At 39.9% G+C, this 22031-nt stretch carries 13 protein-coding genes; 11 read left to right on the top strand and 2 right to left on the bottom strand.

Annotated features, from left to right (window positions below; genetic code table 11):
- The first annotated feature begins 83 nt into the window (after positions 1-83).
- From R9C00_24720 to R9C00_24685, 8 genes are all read left to right on the top strand, one after another.
- The gene (locus R9C00_24720; GenBank protein WPO34902.1) at positions 84-1145 is read left to right on the top strand and encodes a FecR domain-containing protein; all 1062 of its coding nucleotides are present in this window, start codon (positions 84-86) and stop codon (positions 1143-1145) included.
- A 176-nt stretch (positions 1146-1321) separates the two neighbouring features.
- Positions 1322-4741: a TonB-dependent receptor gene (locus R9C00_24715; protein WPO34901.1), complete on the top strand. Its 3420-nt coding sequence runs from the start codon at positions 1322-1324 to the stop codon at positions 4739-4741.
- Positions 4742-4769: 28 nt separating this feature from the next.
- Complete coding sequence (locus tag R9C00_24710; protein WPO34900.1) at positions 4770-6332, top strand: RagB/SusD family nutrient uptake outer membrane protein; 1563 nt, start codon at positions 4770-4772, stop codon at positions 6330-6332.
- A gap of 415 nt (positions 6333-6747) precedes the next feature.
- On the top strand, positions 6748-8733 hold the full coding sequence (locus R9C00_24705) for an alpha-L-arabinofuranosidase C-terminal domain-containing protein (GenBank protein ID WPO34899.1): 1986 nt from the start codon (positions 6748-6750) through the stop codon (positions 8731-8733).
- Positions 8734-8864: 131 nt separating this feature from the next.
- A complete protein-coding gene (locus R9C00_24700; GenBank protein WPO38792.1) occupies positions 8865-10421 on the top strand; it encodes an alpha-N-arabinofuranosidase in 1557 nt (518 codons plus the stop codon).
- A 78-nt stretch (positions 10422-10499) separates the two neighbouring features.
- Positions 10500-12113 carry an arabinan endo-1,5-alpha-L-arabinosidase gene (locus R9C00_24695; GenBank protein ID WPO34898.1) on the top strand — a complete coding sequence of 538 codons (1614 nt, stop codon included), beginning with the start codon at positions 10500-10502 and terminating at the stop codon, positions 12111-12113.
- Positions 12114-12132: 19 nt separating this feature from the next.
- Positions 12133-13116 (top strand): arabinan endo-1,5-alpha-L-arabinosidase, encoded by a 984-nt coding sequence (locus R9C00_24690; protein WPO34897.1) that lies wholly within the window; start codon positions 12133-12135, stop codon positions 13114-13116.
- Positions 13117-13341: 225 nt separating this feature from the next.
- Positions 13342-13659 carry a hypothetical protein gene (locus R9C00_24685; GenBank protein ID WPO34896.1) on the top strand — a complete coding sequence of 106 codons (318 nt, stop codon included), beginning with the start codon at positions 13342-13344 and terminating at the stop codon, positions 13657-13659.
- On the opposite strand, the gene R9C00_24680 is transcribed toward R9C00_24685, so the two are convergent.
- Complete coding sequence (locus tag R9C00_24680; GenBank protein WPO34895.1) at positions 13656-14258, bottom strand: TetR family transcriptional regulator; 603 nt, start codon at positions 14256-14258, stop codon at positions 13656-13658. The two genes, R9C00_24685 and R9C00_24680, sit on opposite strands and share 4 nt — an antisense overlap.
- A gap of 154 nt (positions 14259-14412) precedes the next feature.
- Between R9C00_24680 and R9C00_24675 the strand changes: the two genes are divergently transcribed.
- The 3 genes from R9C00_24675 to R9C00_24665 all read left to right on the top strand — a co-directional run bounded on the left by R9C00_24675 (position 14413) and on the right by R9C00_24665 (position 20908).
- Positions 14413-17742: a TonB-dependent receptor gene (locus R9C00_24675; protein WPO34894.1), complete on the top strand. Its 3330-nt coding sequence runs from the start codon at positions 14413-14415 to the stop codon at positions 17740-17742.
- Between the two features lie 84 nt (positions 17743-17826).
- On the top strand, positions 17827-19605 hold the full coding sequence (locus tag R9C00_24670; GenBank protein ID WPO34893.1) for a RagB/SusD family nutrient uptake outer membrane protein: 1779 nt from the start codon (positions 17827-17829) through the stop codon (positions 19603-19605).
- 70 nt (positions 19606-19675) lie between these two features.
- Positions 19676-20908, top strand: coding sequence for an alkaline phosphatase family protein (locus R9C00_24665; protein ID WPO34892.1), 1233 nt, complete (start codon positions 19676-19678; stop codon positions 20906-20908).
- A 55-nt stretch (positions 20909-20963) separates the two neighbouring features.
- On the opposite strand, the gene R9C00_24660 is transcribed toward R9C00_24665, so the two are convergent.
- Positions 20964-21992: an AraC family transcriptional regulator gene (locus R9C00_24660; GenBank protein ID WPO34891.1), complete on the bottom strand. Its 1029-nt coding sequence runs from the start codon at positions 21990-21992 to the stop codon at positions 20964-20966.
- Positions 21993-22031: the final 39 nt, after the last annotated feature.

The raw sequence follows: 22031 nt of genomic DNA, 5'->3' as shown, positions 1-22031 counted from the left end.
GGGTTACCCGCTGAGAAGAGTAAGGTTTTGCTGAGTAGCGAATCTTGATTGGAAATACATAGTTCTGTCAAATTTTGTACTAGATGGACATAGAATTAATCATAGGAAAAGTATTGCAGGGAGAAGCAAATGACGACGAAAGGGCGGTGCTCGACTCGTGGCTGAAAGCTGACAAGGCAAACCAAAAGTTTTTTGAGACCCTCAAAAATTATTGGACTGCCGAGAGTGTTCATCAGCAAAAAGATAACCATGCCGCTGAAAGGCGTTGGGAGAAAACCTTGGGGAAGATTCACGAGATGGGTGATGGCGACGACATTTTTTTCTTTGAAGGGAAGCCACAGGCCAAAGAGGGCAAGTATATTTCCCTACCGGTCTCACATTTTTATAAAATAGCCGTAGCGGCAGTATTGGTTGTGGCCTTTGGGTTATTGGCAATTTTTGCCTCTACCAATTATTTCAGCTCAGGTAACGATACCCCCATAGCCTCGGTCGGCCTGGAGACAAAATTTATTGAAAAGCATGCTGGGTTGGGCGAGAAAAAGTTGATTACTCTACCAGACGGCACCTCCATAAAACTGAATTCGGGCAGCACTCTTTTTGTGTCGGAAGAATTTGGGGTGGATAAGAGAGAGATTCGGCTTGAAGGCGAGGCATTTTTTGATGTGGCTAAAGACTCTTCAAAACCTTTCGTGATCCGCACAGAAGGCTTTGATGTAACGGTTTTGGGTACTTCGTTTAACGTGAGCGCATACAAAGATCAGCCTGACCGCTCGGTTGTGGTAGTAGAAGGCAAAGTGAAAGTTGGAAAAACACAAGGAAGGGAGGTTGAAGAGGCGGTTTTCCTAACCAAAGGTCAAATGGTGTTAGATGCGGATAGCCTTGTTTTGCAAGAATATGATGCCGATCTCCTAGCATGGAAAGACAATATATTACTTTTTGATACGCATGACTTTGCTGAAATAAAAAGGCAGATAGAGAAGTGGTACGGAGTGAAAGTGATTCTTAAAAGGCAGGTAGATTTAGGGAAAGGTTTTAAAGGGCATTATGAGAATGAATCTTTAGAGAATGTGCTTGAGAATTTGAAATATGCATTAAGTATTGAATATACATACAAACCTTCTAGTAAAGAAGTATTGATTTGGTAGGCTTTTATCTATCAATTCATTCCGAACACACAATACTCATTAACTAAAATACTAACAAAAAACCCAGTTGCTTGCTACCAACAAGCCACTGGGCTGATATCCTAGCTTTCATAGGTCGGCAAACCACTCGAAAAGCTTAGGACTAGGATTACTTTTTTAACCCTTAATTCAAAAATATGAAAAAAAAGGAAGTTTTACTCAAAGTTTTTATGATGACGAAGTACGTATCATTAGGTATTGTCATTCAAGCCTTTCTCTGCGGCATGTTGATCGCTGGGGAGAGTTCTGCCCAAAAAAGCATCGACGAGATTTATCTGGACTGCAAAGTTAAAGATGCAAAAATAACCAAGGTTTTTAACAATATAGAAAAGGTGACGAGCTTTCGTTTCTCTTATAAGAAAGACGTAGTTGACCAAGTAGGTGTTTTTACTTTTTCGTTTGAAAATGCTTCACTTGGCGATGTACTAAGGTCTATCTCAAAAGAAAGCGGGTTATCTTTTAAAAGGGTAAATAACTCTATTTTGGTGAAAGACCATCATATCATATCGGTGGAGGAAGAGGAAGAAGAAATGGAAGTAATAGCTCTTCAAGATATGGTAGTGAACGGTACAGTAACTTCTGAAGAAGATGGTGAACCGTTGCCTGGTGTCAGTATTATGGTAAAGGGAACTGCATCGGGCACCACTACCGATATTGATGGCAAGTTTTCTATTTCATTGCCTAGCGATGGTGTTTTAGTGATGAGTTACATTGGTTTTGTTACTCAAGAAATACCAGTTAATGGTCAATCAATTATCAATGTTTCTTTGGAGATAGATATGGCTCAACTGCAAGAAGTAGTTGTAGTTGGTTATGGTACTCAGCGTAAGGCTGATATTACAGGTGCGGTAGGCGTAGTAAATGTAGAAGAGACTAGAAAATATTCTACGGGTGATATGTCACAGCTTCTTCAAGGAAGAACAGCAGGTGTAATGGTGACTAACGATGGTCAGCCAGGCGCAGCACCTAACGTTATGATCCGTGGTGTTGGTACATTTGGAAACCATCAGCCTCTTTATGTGATTGACGGTGTGCCAATTGGCACTTCCCCAAGGGACTTTAACCCTAATGACATTGAGTCTATTCAAGTACTGAAAGATGCATCGGCAGCAGCTATTTATGGATCAAGGGCAATGAACGGTGTTATTATCATTACCACCAAGTCAGGCAAGAAAAATGCTCCGTTAAAAGTTGAGTATAACGGATATTACGGCGTAGACCAATTGTGGCAAAGAATGCCTGTGTTAGGTAGGGAGCAGTATCAAGAAATAGTAAATGAAGTGAGGTCAAATGCTGGACAAACTTTGATTCCAGGAAATGACCCTAACTCTTCGTTTTATATTGACAATGTAGATACTGATTGGCAAGAGGCTGGTATCAAAAATGGTTCAAGGCAAAATCACAACATCAACCTTACAGGAGGCAGTGAATACACTACTTATAACATTTCTTTAGATTACTTTGCCAACCAAGGTACTTTCGAAGGAAATGGTCCTGACTACACCCGTTATTCTGGTAGAGTCAATACTACTACTGAAAAAGGACGTTTCCGTTTTGGTCAGAATTTTTATTACACACATTCATTCGAAAACACGCTTACCTATAACTCTACAGTATTGAAAGGAAACCGTCCTCCGCTTATCATTGATTTAGTAGAGGCAATTCCTACTCAAATGATTTACGATGAGAATAATGAAGGTGGATATGGAGGAACAGAGGCCGAAATCCATAATACAATTTCTCTTAATGCAATAGGTATAAACAATATGTTTGATAGCTATGCAGAAGTTGATAGAACGTTGATGTCAGGGTGGGGTGAGTATGCATTGGTTGAAAGCGAAAAACATAATTTGAAGTATAAGTTGAATTTGAGTTATGACAAAACCATCGCACATGATTACTCTTTCATTCCTGCATTTGATTTAGGCTACTTCTTTAACTTGGCTAGTGCCCAACTTGATGAGGGTAACCGGACCTATACTTCTTCCTTGGTTGAAAATACGTTGAACTACCAATTTGTAAGTGGAAACCATACGGTAGATGCGTTAGTGGGCCAGATGTACCAAAGTGTAAGTTTTTATGATGCATTTGGCCATACCGAAGACCTTACAAAACCATATTTCCCTACATTGGGAAGTGGTGCCAATAAGGCTGCTTCTGGCTCAAAATCAGAAGCTGTTCTTTCTTCGTATCTGATGAGGGTTAACTACAATTATAATGATAAATACTTGCTTACGGCTACTGCGAGGAGAGACGGTTCTTCTAAGTTTGCCCCCAGTAATCGTTATGGTTTTTTCCCATCAGTTGCTGTGGGTTGGAGAATTTCAAATGAGAGCTTTCTTTCAATGCCATCATTCATCTCAGATCTTAAATTGAGAGCAAGTTATGGTGTATTAGGTGGTCAGGAAATTTCAGATTACTTGTATACAGCATATATTAACAACAACATCCCTTATAACTTTAATGGAACGAAAGTAATAGGTGGTACACAGACGAGTGTAGTTTCTGAAAACATTAAATGGGAGGAGAAAACAACTTCAAACATTGGTGCTGATGTACAACTTTTCGAAGGGGCTGTTGAGTTCTCAGCTGAGTATTATAATAGTAAAACTGAAGATCTATTGGTAGGTGTTCCAATTCCATTTACTGTGGGTTCAGTAAACTTTAGGCCAACTGTAAATGCAGGTAGTATGCGCAACCAAGGTTTTGAGTTTATGGCTACTTATAGAAAAATAAAAGGCGATTTCAACTTTAGTGCATCGGCAAACTTCTCTACCTTAAAAAACGAGGTACTAGCCTTAGGTGGAAATAATGAACCCATTTATGGTGTAGGAGCTAAAACAGAAGTAGGAGGTGAGATAGGACGCCACTTTGGGTATGAGACTGAGGGAATCTTCCAAACTTCAGATGAAGTAGATGCCCATGCATTCCAAAATATTTTAACAAGCCCTGGTGATATCAAATTTAAAGACCAGTTGACAGTAGATACAGATGGTGATGGTATACTAGATGCAGGAGATGGGGTGATTAATGATGAGGATAGGGTGTACCTAGGTAGCGGTCTGCCAAAATATAACTTTGGGTTCAATATCACTGCTGGTTACAAAAACTTCGATTTCTCTTTATTTGCTTCAGGTGCAGCGGGTTATTTGATCAATAGCCGTTTGTACAGGGATTTGATGCTCACCACTGATTATATCAACCGCCATGAAGACATACTTAACAGGTGGACACCAGAAAACACAGATACCGATATTCCAAGGTTGGTTAATGGAGACCCTAATGGCAATGGTAGAGACTCAGACAGAGCAGGATGGCTACAAAAAGGTGATTATTTAAGGTTGAACACTATTTCACTAGGGTACACAATACCTGATGGTACTATTCGAGGAATTGATAGGGCTAGAGTATATGTTACAGTTCAAAACCTATACACTTTCCAAGCATACAAAGGGTATAACCCTGACTTTAATGCAGATGTATTTAGTCCAGGTTTTAACGCAGGTTCTTTCCCTAGACCTCGTACCATGTTGGCTGGAGTACAGTTAGGCTTTTAATTCTTATTAAGACAAAAACTCAATGAAAATGAAGGTATTAAAATATATAGTAATAACATTCGCCGCATTGTCTGTAATGACCAGCTGTGATAATAAGCTTGATATAACAAACCCTAATCAGCAGACTACTGGAACATTCTGGCAGGCTGAAGAACAAGTAATAGCTGCTACTGATGCAATCTATACAGGGTTTATTACGGATGGCGGATACATGAGAATGTATCCTGCTTTAACAGATGGAAGAGGGGATGATTTTACCGGTGATAGCCCTTGGTCTGATTTAGGTAACGTGGCAAATTTTACCATTTTGCCAACTTCTGGGCCTGTAAGGTGGGTGTGGGAAGCACATTACCAAGTAGTATTTCGTGCCAATCAGGTGATTCATAAAGCTCCTAGTGTAGAAATGGATGAGGGTATAAAAAAGCGCTTGATAGGTCAAGCTCACTTTTTGAGAGGGCTGGCATATTTCAACCTTGCTAATACCTATCATTTGGTACCTGTTATGGTTGACCTTCCACAAGATGAAAGTGACTACTATCCTGAAACTGCTACCGAAGAAGTTTTGTGGCAACAAATTATCTCTGATTTTCAAGCTGCTAAAAGCATGCTTCCTGTAAATTATGCTAGCGTTACTGGTCTTGACCAAGGTCAAATTGGTAGAGCAACCAAAGGTGCGGCAGCAGGTATGTTGGGAAAAGCATATTTGTATAGAAAACAATGGCAAAATGCTGCAGATGAGTTTGCCGCAATTATAAATGGCTCTGAGTACAATTATTCCTTGATGCCCGAATACAGAGACAACTTTAAACCCTTCAATGAGAATAATGCTGAATCGCTTTTCGAAATTCAGTTTGCTGATCCTAATACGGTAGGTGGAACTGATTACAACTATGGAGGCGAGCCTAACTCAAACTGGAAGCAAGTCAACTCTATTGGTCATACATATGCTATGGAAGGGTTTGGTTATTCAGATTTCTTGCCTACCCCATGGATTTATGAGGAGTTTAAAAAGGAAGCAACAGTAGACGGTGGGCTTGACCCCCGTTTGCTATCTACCGTTGCTTCTTATGAGCCAGGTGTTTCTGAATTGGCTTACGGAGGTCCTTGGTTCAATCCACAGGATAAAATTTATCCAAGAAAGTATACACATGATGGTATTGAGGGCTTTGTGAATGAGAACAATGGAGTAGAAAACTCAGGTATCAATTATAGGATTATTCGATATGCCGATGTTCTTTTGATGTACGCAGAAGCACTTAATGAGTTGAACCGTACTGCAGAAGCATATCCATTTATTCAGCAAGTGAGAGACAGGGCAAATCTCCCCGATCTTGCAACGGTTAAGCCAGGTATGACCCAGGCAGAAATGAGGGGCCAACTTGGTCACGAAAGAGCGCTTGAGTTTTCGGTTGAAACTATCAGAATCCATGATATCATCAGGTGGGGCTGGTTATACGACGATGCAAAACTTGCAGAGTTGAAAGCTCATGATAGAGATTTTGAAAGCTGGAGACCAGGACATGAGTATTTGCCAATTCCTCAAGAAGATCTTGACACTAACCCTAATATAAGCCCTAATTCAGCTAACTAATCCAGAACACTGGCGAGGTGTAGGTGTCTTACATCTTGCTAGTGTTTTTAGTACAATTTGTATTCTAAAAATACCTCCTTTCAAGTGATCTGCTTTTAATAGGTATAGACCTTTTTTGCACTCATATTATTCTTATAGCAAACCATTTGATTCTTTAGATAAGTCGGATATCAGCAACAATGCCAACAATATACGGAGGTGTACTTCTTCTTGGCTATAACTATACAGGAGCAACATTAACAAGATAAATTTTTTGAGTAAGAGGAATATATGGAATTTTAATTGTATAATACACATTTATACTTACTGAACTTAATAATAAAAGAACTACCTACCATTTGGGGAAAGAAAAAAGAACTGAATGCCTTGATTGTTTTTTTGTCTAATAACTATGTGGAAATTTTAGTAGATACTTATGAAAAAGAAAATAATAACAGTACTTACAATTTGCCTAGCATTTTTTTCTGTCTCGGCAGCTTTTGCCCAAAAGGCAATGAAGCTTGAGGTAGATGCTAGCAAACCATTGGTCGATATCCAACCAACTATGTGGGGTGTTTTTTTTGAAGACATCAACTTTGCTGCTGATGGCGGAATTTATGCCGAAATGGTCAAAAACAGGTCATTTGAGTTTGATAATCCACTTATGGGCTGGCTTCAACCAAATAGTGATCGGCATTCGATGAACGAGAAATCGGGGATGGCCACAATAGTAAAAGAGGGGCTGGAGGTAAAAAAACATTTTGCCCGAGTAGAAATTAAAAATGCCAAAGGATACAAGCTTATAAATGAAGGCTTCAGGGGAATGGGTATCAAAAAAGACGCAAAGTACCTCTTGACCCTGAATGCAAGAAAAGTTGCTGGTGACATCACAAAAATCACTTTCCAATTTGTAGACGAAGCAGGGAAGGTTTTGGGTGGCACGGAAGTGAAACCAACTGCTACTAGCTGGAAAGAATACAAGGCAAGTTTTGTGGCAACAGCTACGGAGCTTAAAGCTAATTTGCTGATTACATTTGAAGGCACAGGCAAAATTGACCTCGACATGGTTTCCCTTTTCCCGGAAGATACATGGAAAGGACGCCCAAAAGGTATGAGAAAAGACCTTGTACAGCTCTTAGCCGATCTTAACCCAGGCTTCCTACGCTTTCCTGGTGGCTGCATAGTAGAAGGAAGGACGCTCGAGAAAAGATACCAGTGGAAAAAAACGGTAGGAGATATTGAAGACCGCGAGATGATCGTGAACCGTTGGAACACTGAATTTGACCATCGCCCTACGCCAGATTATTTCCAAACATTTGGACTTGGATTTTTTGAGTATTTCCAACTTGCCGAGGACTTTGGTGCAGAGCCGCTACCTATTTTGAGTTGCGGAATAGCTTGCCAGTTTAATACGGGTGAACTTGTTCCTCTCGACGAGCTCGATCCGTATGTGCAAGATGCCATTGATCTTATCGAATTCGCCAATGGAGAAGTAAGTTCGAAGTGGGGCAAACTTCGTGCAGATATGGGGCATCCAGAGCCTTTCAACCTCAAATACATAGGTGTTGGTAATGAACAATGGGGTCCCGACTATTTTGACCGCCTGAAGGTTTTTACCAAGACTATAAAAGAAAAATATCCTGAAATGATTATTGTATCAGGAACAGGTCCTTTCCCAGCTGGCGAGCAGTTTGATTATGCTGAAAAGGAATTGAAAAAAATGAATGCTGAAATAGTAGATGAGCACTATTATAACTCACCAGAATGGTTTTTGGAAAATGCCGATCGCTACGACAGTTACGACCGAGACAGCTACAAAATATTTGCAGGAGAATATGCTTGCCAGAGCGTGGCAATTGCCAGCCCTAAGAACAAAAACAATTGGCAATGTGCCATGTCGGAAGCGGCATATATGACAGGTTTGGAAAGAAATGCCGACGTAGTTTACCTTACTTCTTATGCTCCACTTTTTGCCCATGTAGATGGGTGGCAATGGACGCCAGATCTTATTTGGTTCAATAATTTGGCCTCGTACAAAACTCCGAACTACCACGTTCAGCAGCTTTTTTCTACCAACAAGGGAACGCAGTTGATTTCTGTACTCCAAGACGGTAAGCCCCTCATTGGCCAAGAAGGAATTTATGCTTCTTCTGTGGTGGATGAAAACTCTGGTGAGGTAATAGTAAAAGTGGTGAACTCGGGGGAAACCGAGATGTCGGTAAGTGTAAAAATAAATGGAGCTAGGCTGGCTAAAGCAGGAAAGCTAATAGTGCTGAATAGCGAGAACCTAGAGGTGGAAAACTCAATTGAGCACCCAGATAATATTGTACCAGAAGAAAAAGATTTTACTGTAAAAGGCAAGGTAGTAACACTTTCTTTACCTCCATATTCACTGTCTGTATTGAAAGTGAAGAAACGCTAAATTGTATTCAAACACTTCTGTTTTCTGCAAACTTACTAGGCGGCAAACGCCTACTGAAATTGTTTTTTATTATCAACAATCACCTCTTCTCCCAAAAGTTGAGGTCTATTAAACTATTGATTATTATGAATATGCATAAGCTAGTATTTACATTGTTTTTGGCTTGTCCCATTTTTATGAGCTCGCCCATTTTTGCCCAAGGCGATGAGGCGGTACAAGTAAAGGTGAAAGTAAGTGAAGGAGAACATACCATCAACAAGCATATCTATGGGCATTTTGCCGAACACCTCGGTCGCTGTATCTATGGCGGAATTTATGTAGGCGAAGGCAATGAGGCTATTCCTAATAAAAATGGTATTCGTTTGGACGTGGTTGAAGCGTTAAAAGACTTGGAAGTACCAAACCTAAGATGGCCAGGAGGATGCTTTGCAGATACCTATCACTGGAAAGATGGAATAGGGCCAAAAGATCAGCGTCCTTCATTCGTGAACCGTTGGTGGGGCGGTGTTACTGAAGACAATAGCTTTGGGACACATGATTTTTTGAACCTTTGCCAAATGTTAGGAGCAGAGCCATACCTTGCAGGAAATGTAGGTAGCGGTACAGTTCAAGAGCTAATTGATTGGGTGTATTATGTGAACCATGATGAAGGTAGCCCAATGGCCGATTTGAGAAAAAAAAATGGACAAGAAGAAGCTTGGGGCGTGAAGTATTGGGGTGTTGGAAATGAAATGTGGGGCTGTGGCGGAAATATGAGACCTGAATATTATGCGGATGAATTGCGCAAGTACAGCACATTTATGACGGACTGGACCAATAGTGATGGCTTGTTCAGGATTGCTTCAGGGGCAAATGTTGATGATTATCATTGGACTGAAACGTTGATGAAACAGGTTCCTCATCACATAATCGAAGGTATTGCCCTGCACTCATATTCTTTTGTAGAATGGAACAAAAAAGGTTCAGCGTCGGGGTATGATGAAGCACAGTATTTCTCTACTATGCAGACTGCTTTGAGAATGGACGAATTGGTGCAAAAGCACACGGCTATCATGGATAAGTATGATCCTAGCAAGAGAATTGCCTTGGTAGTGGATGAGTGGGGTGGATGGTACGAAGTAGAAAAAGGAACCAACCCTGGTTTCCTTTATCAGCAAAACACTATGCGTGATGCCATGATTGCAGGAACTACCTTGAACACGTTCAACAACCACTGCGATAGGGTAAGAATGGCCAACTTGGCTCAGATAGTGAACGTATTGCAGGCGGTTATCCTAACGGATGAAGAAAAAATGCTTTTGACCCCTACCTACCATGTAATGAGAATGTACAAGGTTCACCAAGATGCTAAAATGCTTCCAGTAGAATTTGAAAGCCCAATGTATAAGTTTGGTGAAGAAGAGTTGCCAGCAATTTCTATTTCCGCTTCAGAAAAAGAAGGAGTTACACATGTGTCTTTGGTGAATATTGATTCTAAAAAGAGCCACAAAGTAGAGCTTGACCTCAGCGATGCCGACTTTAAAAAAGTAATAGGAGAAATTTTAACAGCCGAAAACCTTCAGGACCACAATACATTCGATACCCCAGAAAAAATCAAGACCAAGGAGTTTGATGGGGCAAAGAACAAGAAGGGTATAGTAACAGTTGAGCTACCTCCTTTTTCTGTCGTGGTTCTTGAATTGAAATAGACATTTTTAACATACCTAAAGGTCATTGATAGTGTAGAATATAACACCAGTCAATGGACGCCATTTATTAAACTAATTATGAAGGTGAAAAGAAGTAGAGTTAACCTTTTTATAGTCCAATGGTTATTTCTTTTGGGATTATTCTTAGCTCTTCAAAGCTGTAGCAATGAAGATGATCCTCAACCTGACAAAGAGGAGGAAGAAGAAGAGGTTGAAAAACCAGTAGATACATTTCCAGGGCCTACATATTCTGATAACTATACTCCTTATGCAAGTTGGTCCAGCAGGGGGCAATGGAACTTGGCCAATGTGCATGATCCTTCCGTAGCGAAAGATGGTGAGTATTACTACATGTACCAAACCGATGCTTCTTATGGAAATGCTCACGAAGGACACGGTCACTTCCCTTACAGAAGATCGAAGGACTTGATAAACTGGGAGTACCTCGGTGCAGCTCTGTCAGAAGCACCTGATTGGGTAAAAGATTCTTTGAACAACAAAAGAGCTAGAATAGGGTTAGAGCCCATCGAAAATCCAAGTTATGGGTATTGGGCCCCTTATATTTTAAAATTTGGGGAGGTATATAGGCTCTATTATTCTATAGTAGTCACTGACCTGATCGTAGCTAATGCAACCTCTTGGACGGAGCGGGCTTTCATAGGAATGGCCGAATCTACCGACTTAGCAAGTAATGTGTGGGAAGATAAGGGGATGGTAATTTGCTCAGAACCAGATGGAAAAGAAACCTTTTTGCGTAGTAATACCTCCGACTGGAGTGCTTACTTCCAATTTAACGCAATCGACCCTACGGTTTCAATCACACCTGAAGGCGATCATTGGTTGATCTATGGATCGTGGCATACAGGAATTGCAGCGGTGGAGTTAGATCCAACTACTGGCAAGCCTTTTCAATTAGAAAAATTAGAAGATTATGGAGTGCGAATAGCTGGGCGGGGAAATATCAGTACCAATAGATGGCAAGCAATGGAAGGACCTGAAATTATGTATAATGAAAATACAGGCTATTATTACTTGTTTGTCGCTTATGATGAACTTTCTGTCGCTTATAATACACGCGTAGCACGTTCAAAAAACATTTTAGGTCCCTATGAAACCATTACAGGTGAAAGTGTTACGGGTGGAGCAGAATGCTGGCCAATGCTTACCCACCCTTACTCATTCAAGAACCATACTGGCTGGGTAGGGTTTTCCCACTGCTCCGTGTTCCAAGACCCAGATACCAAAGAATGGTTTTATTCATCCCAAGCCCGTTTGCCTGAAGGCGTCCCCGGTATCAATGTTTCTAATGCCGTAATGATGGGACATGTGCGAGAGATCAAATGGACGGAAGATGGGTGGCCTGTGCTTGCCCCAGAAAGATTTGCTGGAGTGCCCGACACTACTTTAACTCAAGCAGACATGGCTGGCTTATGGGAGCAAATCACCATGGAGTATCAATACCAAACCATTCAAAATTCTGGTTATGTCACATTAGGAAGCGACGGATCGGTTAAAGGGGAACTATCAGGTACATGGTCTTTTGATGCTGCTTCTAATACGATTACGGTAGGTGGAGTTAAATGCCAAGTTTTTGAGGCATGGGATTGGGAAGCTCTTCCTCGAAGAAGGACAATAACCTATTCAGGGTTAACCTCTTCAGGAAAGCCAGTATGGGGAAAGAAGGTCGACTGATAATTCAAATCAAAAGAAGATGAAAAACTTATTGTACATACTTTTCTTTTTAGGTTCATTCCTCTATGCTAGTTGCCAAGCGCAAGAAAATGGTACTATGGTTCACGACCCGGTGATAATCAAGCAAGGCGATACCTACTATCTATTTTGCACAGGCTGGGGAATCTCAGTTCACACTTCCAAAGATATGGAGGAGTGGAAAAGGGAAAAGCCTGTCTTCTCAGATCCTCCTCAATGGGCACAAAATGCTGTAAAAGGCTTCAGGGGTCATATATGGGCGCCAGATATCCATTATTATAATGGTCAGTACTATCTTTATTATTCAATTTCGGCATTTGGTAAAAACACATCTTGTATAGGTTTGGTAACAAATAAAACTCTTGATCCATCGTCCCCTGATTTTGAATGGATAGATCATGGCAAAGTAATCCAGTCAGTGCCAGGACGTGACCTTTGGAATGCGATTGACCCCAACTTGGTTTTTGATGAAAAAGGAGATCCTTGGATGAGTTTTGGCTCTTTTTGGGTAGGAATGAAGTTGGTAAAGTTGGATGAAAACTTGGACAAGGTTGCCCAACCAGAAGAATGGTACACCCTTTCCAAGAGGGAAAGAAGTTTTAAAAGGCAGGATGTGGATCCTGGAGAAGGAGCTGTAGAAGCGCCTTTTATCTTCAAAAATGGAAACTATTATTACCTTTTTGTTTCCTTTGATTATTGTTGTAAAGGTTCAGAAAGTACTTATAAAGTAGCAGTAGGTCGCTCAAAAACGGTTACCGGTCCCTACCTCGACAAAGACGGAGTCCGGCTGGATGAAGGAGGTGGTTCAATTGTAATAGAAGGGAACGAGGATTGGCACGGCGTAGGGCACAATTCGGCATACACATTTGGCGAGAAGGACTACTTTATCTCGCATGCTTACGATGCTGCCGATGAAGGAAAGCCCAAGTTGATTATTAGAGAAATCGGTTGGGACAAGGATGCTTGGCCTATTGTTTCTTGGTAAATAGCAGAAATCAGTTTCATATTTTATACAGGTGTATTAAAATCAGAGCACTCTCAACTTGGGAGTGTTCTTTTTTTCTGAAGTTGATTAAAGTTATTTCTTCACGCTACAAATGGTTTGTTTTGGCTTATATTTTCGCTTGTAAACAAAGACTTTAATCAACGTCACTGTTTTCTATTCAGAAAATGATTAGTATATCAAAAATGTTCAACTTTGCGACGTGATTTGAGCCTGCTAACAAGCAAGGCGGGAAATTTATTTGAACCAATTGAGATGAACTCTTCTTACTTCGGAATGACAGTGTATGAATTAATAGGCTGGTTGGGTGCCATCACTTTTATAGTTGCCTACTTTTTGTTGAGCATAAAAGTGCTTTCTGGGTCAAAGTCACTTTACCATATACTGAATGCTATAGGTGGGGCATGCTTGGTCATCAATGCAATTGAGCTGCAAGACAACCCCACATTTGTGGTGAATATAGTATGGACGGTAATAGCCTTAGGGGCAGTTGTAAGAATTAAAAATGGGAAGAAAGCTGCTTAAATCTCCACTGAGATATTGATTATTTGATAGGTCAACGCTTTGTAATCTTCTACTTTTTTCTCGTACTCTTCAAGGTCGTCTATCATACCCAAATAGTAATAGGCTCCTTCTATCAAGATAAAAATTCTTTCAGCTGTTTTGAGCGGATCATCAATTGAAATTATTCCTTCATCGCGGTAGTTTTCAAGAACGCCAGCTAACATTAACCTTAAGGAATCGTGAAGTTTTTTGAAACTCTTTTTTATAGATTCATCTCTATAAATCATTGAATAACAGCTAAAAAAGACTCCGTCATCAAACAATTCGTCCCATTTCCTAGAGAATAACACATCGATCACCGATTGAAGTTTAGCCAGATTTAAGTTATCTTCCGATTCTATAGCATAAATCTCGCTATAGCTTTCTAAAATGAAAGAAATCAAGCCAAACAACAGCTCTTCTCTTGTCTTAAAATAATGCAAGATCAAACTCGGATTGATATTCAGGTGATTGGCCACCTTCGCTATCGAAGCATTTTCGAGACCTATCTCTTTTGCCACTTGGTAAAAGCCAGAAATGATCTCTTTCTGCCTTATTTCTTTCAAACTTTTTCTTCCCATAGAATTTTTGTTAACACAGATCGCAAAGATATCCAATATAACATACCTAATGTTTTACAGCAATATTAAGCTTTTATTATATATTGATTGAACAGTCAATCAATATATTTTCAACCTATAGATTTACCTAAATCTTTTAATGTAAATCTATACTATGGAAAAGAAATTTTTACCAAGAAACCAAGGATGGGGAATAGAGCTAAAAAAAGCTCTTCTTCTATCTTGTACAGTAATCATGTTCGCTTTTACAGCGAAATCCCAAGCTACTTTAATTTCAGGTACAATAACAGATGCAAATGATGGAGCTCCATTAGTTGGGGCAACGGTTCTGATCAAAGGAACAACTCAAGGAGTGGTAACCGATTTGGACGGGAATTTTAAACTTCAAGTTGAGAAAGGAAAGGTGCTTTTGGTTTCATTTATTGGTTTTGTGACCCAAGAAATTGAAGTAGGAAGCCAAACATTTTTTGAAATAACAATGGCATCTGATGCACTTTCACTAGATGAAATTGTGGTAGTAGGCTATGGAGAACAGAAAAAGGAAAACCTTTCGGGGGCGGTTGATGCCATTGACAAGCAAACCTTGGCAAGTAGACCAATCCAAACCTTGGCGCAAGGACTGCAAGGTATTTCACCTAACCTCAATATCGATTATTTGAGTGGTGAGCCGGGTACTGCCCCAAACTTCAATATCAGGGGTTTTACTTCTATAAATGGTGGACAGCCACTAATAATAGTAGATGGTGTGCCTATGGATGCAAGGGAAATTAATACAATTTCTCCTAACGATGTTGAAAATATTTCAGTACTTAAAGATGCTTCTTCAGCAGCTATCTATGGAGCGAGGGCAGCATATGGTGTCATTTTGATCACCACCAAAACAAAATCGACGGAAGGTGTTAGCCTAAGCTATTCAAATAACTTTTCTTGGAATAAACCTACCGTATTGCCCAATAAGGTGACCGACCCTTACATTTATTTGAGGGTGAGGGAAACTTCTACAGACAACACTCCGTGGGACAACCAAAACTATAGCGACCAAACTTACCAATATGCTAAAGAAAAATCGGACAATCCTTCTACGCCAAGCGTAAGAGAAAACCCAACTGCGGCAGGGCAATGGGAGTACATGGGCGACAAAGATTGGACGAAAGAGTTTTTGGAAGATATGACTTTTTCTCAGCAGCATAACCTTTCTATAGGAGCTAGAGGTGAAAAAACATCTTTTTTATTGTCAACATCCTACGATGATCAGGAAGGCATTATTGATAATATTGCTCCTGACAGATACAAGAGATATTCTTTTAGAAGTAAAGTGGATTACCAAGTATTTGATTGGTTAAAATTAGGTAATAATACTTCCTTAGCTTTTACAGAAAGAACAAGGCCAACTTATTTTAAGTACGACGATCCGACTACGGAAGATGATGACTTTAAAAGTGTTGATGAAATGTGGCAGATCTACAATTTTCATCCAAATGATTGGGATATTAACCCTGATGGATCATTTGCCAATACAGAGGTAGGTATTTACAAAGCACAATTAAAAGACGGTGGCCTAAGTACAAACAAACTGAATATCTATCAAACTGCTTTTACAGGTGAAATGAGCTTTTTTGATAGGGCATTAAGAATAAATTCAGATTTCACTATCCGGAAAAATATCGATAACAACGACATTTATCAGACAAAGTACAAAATTGGGTATGGACCAGGAGATATTCGGGAACAAGGAAATAGTTGGGCTTTAAGGACCAATGCAGAAAACACATATACTGTATTTAATATTTATACTACGGTTACAAAAAGCTTAGGTGATCATAATTTAAGTGCGATTGCTGGATATAATCAGGAGGAAAACAAGTACGAGTATTTTTATTCTCAAAAAACTAATCTTGTTTCCTCTGCATTCCCAACCGTTGCTCTTGCCACTGGAGAAGTATTTTTGGGAGAATCGATCAGGGAATGGGCTGTACAAGGTGCGTTTTTTAGGGCAAATTATAATTACAAAGACAAATATATAGTCGAGTTCAACGGTCGCTACGATGGTTCTTCCAAGTTCCCTTCTGACAAAAGGTGGGGATTCTTCCCATCGGCATCGGCAGCTTGGAGAATTGATTCTGAGTCATTCTTTGAGCCTATAATAAATACTGTAAATCAGTTTAAACTTAGAGCTTCTTACGGTACGCTGGGTAATCAATTTGTAGATGAATATGATTATATCCCTACAATGAACCCGTATGTAAACCCTTATATTATTGGTGATAGCCGCCCTTTGGCCATTTCTTCTCCACAAATAGTTTCAGCTAATTATGCATGGGAAAAAGTAAACACATTAAACTTTGGAGTTGACCTTGGTCTATTTGGAAATAGGTTAACTGCTGTTTTTGATATTTACAAAAGAGAAACGCTTGATATGCTTACGCTGGGAAAAGAGCTTCCTTCAGTATTGGGGACTAGCGAGCCTTTAGAAAATGCGGCAGATCTAGAGACGAAGGGTTGGGAATTTACTTTGGGCTATCAAGACCAATTTTTATTGGCTGATAAGCCATTTAAATTTAGCACGAGGTTCATTCTTTCCGATAGCAAAACAAAAGTTACCAAGTTTGATAACCCAAACAGAAGTTTGCCCCAATATTATGAGGGAATGGAAATTGGAGAAATTTGGGGGCTTCAAAGCGATGGCTTGTTCCAGTCAGAAGATGAAATTGCTGAATTGGACCAAACGGATATCATTCCATGGGGCGCATTGAACATAGTGCCGGGCTGGCCAAAATATGTAGATGCAGATGGCAATGGCAGAATAGAAAAAGGGGCGACTGTTGATGAGCCTAAAGACCTGTCTGTTATTGGAAACCTACAGCCAAGGTTGAGGTATGGAGTAGACCTTTCTTTCAACTGGTCAAATTTCGATATGAGAGTTTTCTTCCAAGGAGTTGCCAAAAGAGACTTCTACCCACGCCACTACTTGTACTGGGGCTTTTACCAGCAACCTTATGCGGGTGGGTATGAGCACTTGCTAGATTATTACAGAGGTTCGGCTGATAGCGATGTGGATAGAGCGAAACATTCGCAGGCATATATTGACGCTGGTTTGGCCGATGCAAACACTGACTCGAAATACCCCGTGCTCCAATCTTGGTTAGCTGACAGAAACCTAGGTGAAAGAATTGACCAAGCGCAAGGGCTTGCTATTCCTCAAACTGACTACTTATTAGATGGCTCATATTTGAGGTTGAAAAACTTGACTATCGGCTACACCTTGCCTAATGCATTGACCCAGCGCGCAAAAATTTCAAATTTGAGGATTTATGTAAGTGGCGAAAACTTAGCAGAATGGTCTGAGCTGAAGGATTTTTATGACCCAGAAGCTATCAACGACGATGTGAGAAAATATGATCCCTCTAGAAGTACAGAAAGCGGTTGGGGATATTCTTACCCTCTTCAAAGAAGGTATTCTATGGGTTTAAGCGTGAATTTCTAACTCATTCCAGTCCTTCAATTTGTTTTGGTTTGTCAACGAATTTGATTTGGTGAGCCTTCTTTCAAACTTGAAATTTCTATCAAAATGAAAAAAATAATATTTTCAATGCTAATTATAACTGTTTTCACAGCATGTGACGACAGCTTTTTGGATAGGTATCCGGAAACCTCCATTTCAAAAGAAAACTTCTTCAATACTGAGGAAGATTTGATGATGTACACGAACAGTTTTTACAATTTTTCGGGAACGGGTATTTATACAAGCGATGCTTCTACAGATAATCAAGTAACTACGGGTGTTACCGAAATCAAAAATATGATGACAGGTAACCCAACTGCGGAGACAATTAATGGTGGATGGGACTGGGAGACGCTTAGGAATATCAATTTCTTTTTGGAAAACTTTAAAAATGCAGATCTTCCCGAAGAAACTTTGAACCACTACGAAGGTTTGGCTAGGATGTTTAGGGCAAATTTTTACATGGGTATGGTAAAAAGATATTCGGATGTGCCTTGGTACGATTACGTGATTTCAACTGATAACGAGGAAGCTCTTTTTGCCGACCGTGACCCTAGGGATTTCGTAGTTGAGAAAATATTTGAAGACTATGCATTTGCCGTTGAGCACATCCAAACAGGTCAGCCTGACGGAGCAGTGGACAAATGGGTGGCTCTGGCATTTCAGGCAAGGCATGCTCTTTATGAAGGAACGTATAGGAAATATCACAACGAATTGAAGCTTGAAAACACTGCGAACTCTTTTCTTCAGATAGCCAGAGATGCTTCTGAAAAAATTATGGAAGAAGGTGGTTTTTCTCTTTACAACACAGGAAATCCGACAGAAGATTATGGGAGTCTTTTCAATAATGAAAACCTTCGTAATAATCCTGAAATTCTTTTGATGAACATCAGTGAAAATGACCTAAAAAACAGTGGCTGGTGGGCGTTTATGTTTGGAAATTACGAATCTAGCCCTTCAAGAGATTTGATGATGGCTTATTTGAATGCTGATGGTTCTTATTATTCAAGCGTATCTGATTTCGAGACCAATCAGTTTGTTGGTGAGTTCGCAAACAGGGATGCGCGCCTTTCCCAAACGTATGCTTTTCCAGGCTGGGAACTGATCAATACTTCTACTTATTCGCAAGGTGGAGGTATTTATATCCAACAATTACAAAAGAATTTTTCAGGGTATCATCAACTGAAAGGGTTTGTAAATAATACTGACCAATCGGTAATGAATAATTTGGACATTCCTCTGATCCGCTATGCAGAAGTGTTGTTGACTTACGCTGAAGCAAAAGCTGAATTGGGAGAACTTTCGCAAGCGGACTTAGACATGACGGTGAATAAAGTGAGAGAAAGAGCGGGGATGCCAGCATTATCTATAGGTGTAGCGATAGATCCTTGGCAGCAAGCTAAATACCCTAATGTAAGTTCGGCTATCCTTTTGGAAATTAGAAGAGAAAGAAGGGTTGAGCTGGCATTGGAAGGGCATAGGATGGGCGACCTAATGAGATGGGGGGCAGGAGATGTGTTAGAAGAAGAGCCAGTAGGGCTTTATTTTCCTTCTCTTGGAAAATTTGATTTGACTGGAGACGGAGTGGGAGATGTTTTCTTGATTCCAAACACCGAGTCTATTCCTGAAGAAAAAGAGTTAAATGAAAACGATGTTCCTTATATCTACTACCGAGTAGGTCCGCAGGGCAGCGACGCTTCTTTTTACCTGACCGAAGGAGATAAAGGATACGTAGTAGCTACTCCGGAAAGAGGTGTTTTTGAAGCTCCAAAGTATTATTACCGCCCTGTTCCACAAAATCAAGTGACCTTGAATCCGAATTTGACTCAAATCTTTGGATGGTAAAGATGTTCAATCAAGTAAAGAAAGCTTTCGAGCTTTCTTTACTATTTTTTCATAGTAGAAAACGAAACAAATGAGACTATTCTATTTTTCAATAACATTACTTTTTATTATTTCTTGCAGTCCTTCTTTTGCGCAAAAAAAGGCTGTTTTTATTATTTTGGATGGGATTCCTGCTGATGTGCTGGAATCCGTAGAAACGCCAACGCTCGATGAAATTGCCAAAGTGGGTGGGTACACAAGGGCATACACAGGGGGAATTGCCAAAGGATATTCTGAAACGCCAACTATTTCGGCAGTTGGGTACAACAGTTTGTTGACTGGGGTTTGGGCAAATAAGCACAATGTGTGGGGCAATGGTATTAAAAAACCTAATTATAACTATTGGAATATTTTTAGAATTGCCAAAGCAGAGAAACCTGAAATTACTACGGCAATATTTTCTACTTGGTTAGATAATCGGACCAAATTGGTAGGAGAAGGGCTAGATGAAGCCGGCAATTTCAAATTTGATTATTCATTTGATGGGTTTGAAAACGATAAAGTCAATTTTCCCCATAAACCTGATAGGATTTTTATTTTCAATATTGACGAACATGTTTCCAAAGAAGCTGGTAGGTATTTGGCTGAAAAGGGAATTGATCTTTCTTGGGTTTATTTGGAGTTTACCGATGACATAGGGCATAAATACGGAGATGGCGAGCATATGGTAGATGCTGTCCAGAAAGCTGACAAGCAGGTAAAAAGGATTTGGGATGCTATAAAAGAAAGAGAGGAGAAGTACGGTGAGGATTGGATGATTTTGATTACTACCGACCATGGAAGGGAGCAAAGAACGGGCAGGGGACATGGCGGTCAGTCGGAAAGAGAGCGGACTATTTGGATGGTGACCAACACTAAAGAGTTAAATGAAAGTTTTCAACATATGCCTAGTATGGTAGATATTATGCCATCCGTATTAGCCCATATGGAAATTGAAATTCCCAAAGAAATTAAGAAGGAAGTAGATGGTATTTCCTTTGTAGGGCCTATTCTTGCCAAGAACCTAGTGGCTGAGGTAAGCGGTGAAAAAATAGTATTAACTTGGAAAGCTTTCCAAAAAAGTGGGAAGGCAGAGTTTTTTGTTGCTCAAACCAACAGTTTTAAAGAAGGGGGGAAAGATGAGTATATTAAGCTTGGGAAGGTGTCATTAAATAAAGAACGGTGTGAGTTTGACCTTCCAAATGGCGACTCAAAAACGTTGAAGGTTTTGATGAAAGTAGGAGACCATTACCTCAATGCTTGGATGGGGAAATTTGAGGAGTAGGGACTTATTTGTAATAGCTAGTAAAATAGTTCAATATGTTACTAGCTATTATAAATTACAACATTTTGCGATTGCCTGTTTTGAGTAAACTACTGGGTAGGTAACCATATGTTTTTTTGAACGCAACGGTAAAATGTTGGGAATTTTTATATCCCACCCTGTAGGCAACTTCTGATATAGGGGTGTCCTTTGATTTAATCAATGACTTGGCGTACTTCATTCGTACATCTGTCATGTATTTAAAAATTGTTGTATTGAAGACCGATTTAAACTGTTGCTTAAGCTTTGAGGTATTGGTGCCAAAAGTGGTTGCTAACTCAGCAATGGTGAGTGATTGTTCAAGGTTTTTCTCGATGTAAGTACCTATTTCTAGTATAGTTTCAAGTTCTTTACTAGAGAGTTGGTCTTTATCTTTTTTATTCTTCCGTATCAGCGTTGCTTGCAACACTACAAGAAGTTCCATCACTTTTGCCTCCAAAAATACCTTTTTAATGTTTCCCTCAAATCGGCAATTGCAGATCGCATCAATGTACTCTTTCAGTTCAACTGTGATTGGAGCGCCATTTTCCCACATGACAAAAGGTTTCTTTTTTTTCAAAGAATCAACAAATTCGGCTGATGTATCTTTCATGTCATTTCCAAGAATCCTTTTGAGGAATGCTTCTGTAAATTTGATTTCTAGGGTTTTCCTTTTTTTGGTATCGAAAGAAAGAACACCATCAACCTCAGGTATATAGAAGAAATTATAGTGGCCTTGAGGAATATAAATAGGAACTCCAGAGGTTGAAGAGTTGGGCATATATCGATTTGAACCCTCGATCTCAAAATGGATTTTAATCAAAGGATAATCGTGATGTACCTCTACCTCATATTTTTCACTCACTTCCACATCGCGAATATTCAAAATGACTTCATTCAGCTGAATATCAGTAACCTGTCCTTTTAATCCGTTCCTATTGATTTGCGTTACTGTTTCAACTAAGTGGTCTGAGGCAAAGTCCTGGCTGTATTCAATGGTCATTTTTCCATTCTCAAAAGGCTTTCCTTTGACTTCCGTTTGCATTCTTCCTTTTGCGTTATTCATATAACCAATTTCGTTATCGATCGAGCTTCATCAGCAGAT

It is taken from the genome of Flammeovirgaceae bacterium SG7u.111, from assembly GCA_034044135.1.
Taxonomy (GTDB): Bacteria; Bacteroidota; Bacteroidia; order Cytophagales; family Flammeovirgaceae.
This window is presented reverse-complemented; position numbering and strand designations above follow the sequence as displayed.

What these genes read in the sequence shown, in the direction of transcription:
- R9C00_24660 (WPO34891.1), bottom strand. Translation starts at nt 21,992, where the DNA reads ATGAATAACGCAAAAGGAAGAATGCAAACGGAAGTCAAAGGAAAGCCT.
- R9C00_24705 (WPO34899.1), top strand. Translation starts at nt 6,748, where the DNA reads ATGAAAAAGAAAATAATAACAGTACTTACAATTTGCCTAGCATTTTTT.
- R9C00_24710 (WPO34900.1), top strand. Translation starts at nt 4,770, where the DNA reads ATGAAGGTATTAAAATATATAGTAATAACATTCGCCGCATTGTCTGTA.
- R9C00_24680 (WPO34895.1), bottom strand. Translation starts at nt 14,258, where the DNA reads ATGGGAAGAAAAAGTTTGAAAGAAATAAGGCAGAAAGAGATCATTTCT.
- R9C00_24690 (WPO34897.1), top strand. Translation starts at nt 12,133, where the DNA reads ATGAAAAACTTATTGTACATACTTTTCTTTTTAGGTTCATTCCTCTAT.
- R9C00_24715 (WPO34901.1), top strand. Translation starts at nt 1,322, where the DNA reads ATGAAAAAAAAGGAAGTTTTACTCAAAGTTTTTATGATGACGAAGTAC.
- R9C00_24720 (WPO34902.1), top strand. Translation starts at nt 84, where the DNA reads ATGGACATAGAATTAATCATAGGAAAAGTATTGCAGGGAGAAGCAAAT.
- R9C00_24665 (WPO34892.1), top strand. Translation starts at nt 19,676, where the DNA reads ATGAGACTATTCTATTTTTCAATAACATTACTTTTTATTATTTCTTGC.
- R9C00_24670 (WPO34893.1), top strand. Translation starts at nt 17,827, where the DNA reads ATGAAAAAAATAATATTTTCAATGCTAATTATAACTGTTTTCACAGCA.
- R9C00_24700 (WPO38792.1), top strand. Translation starts at nt 8,865, where the DNA reads ATGCATAAGCTAGTATTTACATTGTTTTTGGCTTGTCCCATTTTTATG.
- R9C00_24695 (WPO34898.1), top strand. Translation starts at nt 10,500, where the DNA reads ATGAAGGTGAAAAGAAGTAGAGTTAACCTTTTTATAGTCCAATGGTTA.
- R9C00_24675 (WPO34894.1), top strand. Translation starts at nt 14,413, where the DNA reads ATGGAAAAGAAATTTTTACCAAGAAACCAAGGATGGGGAATAGAGCTA.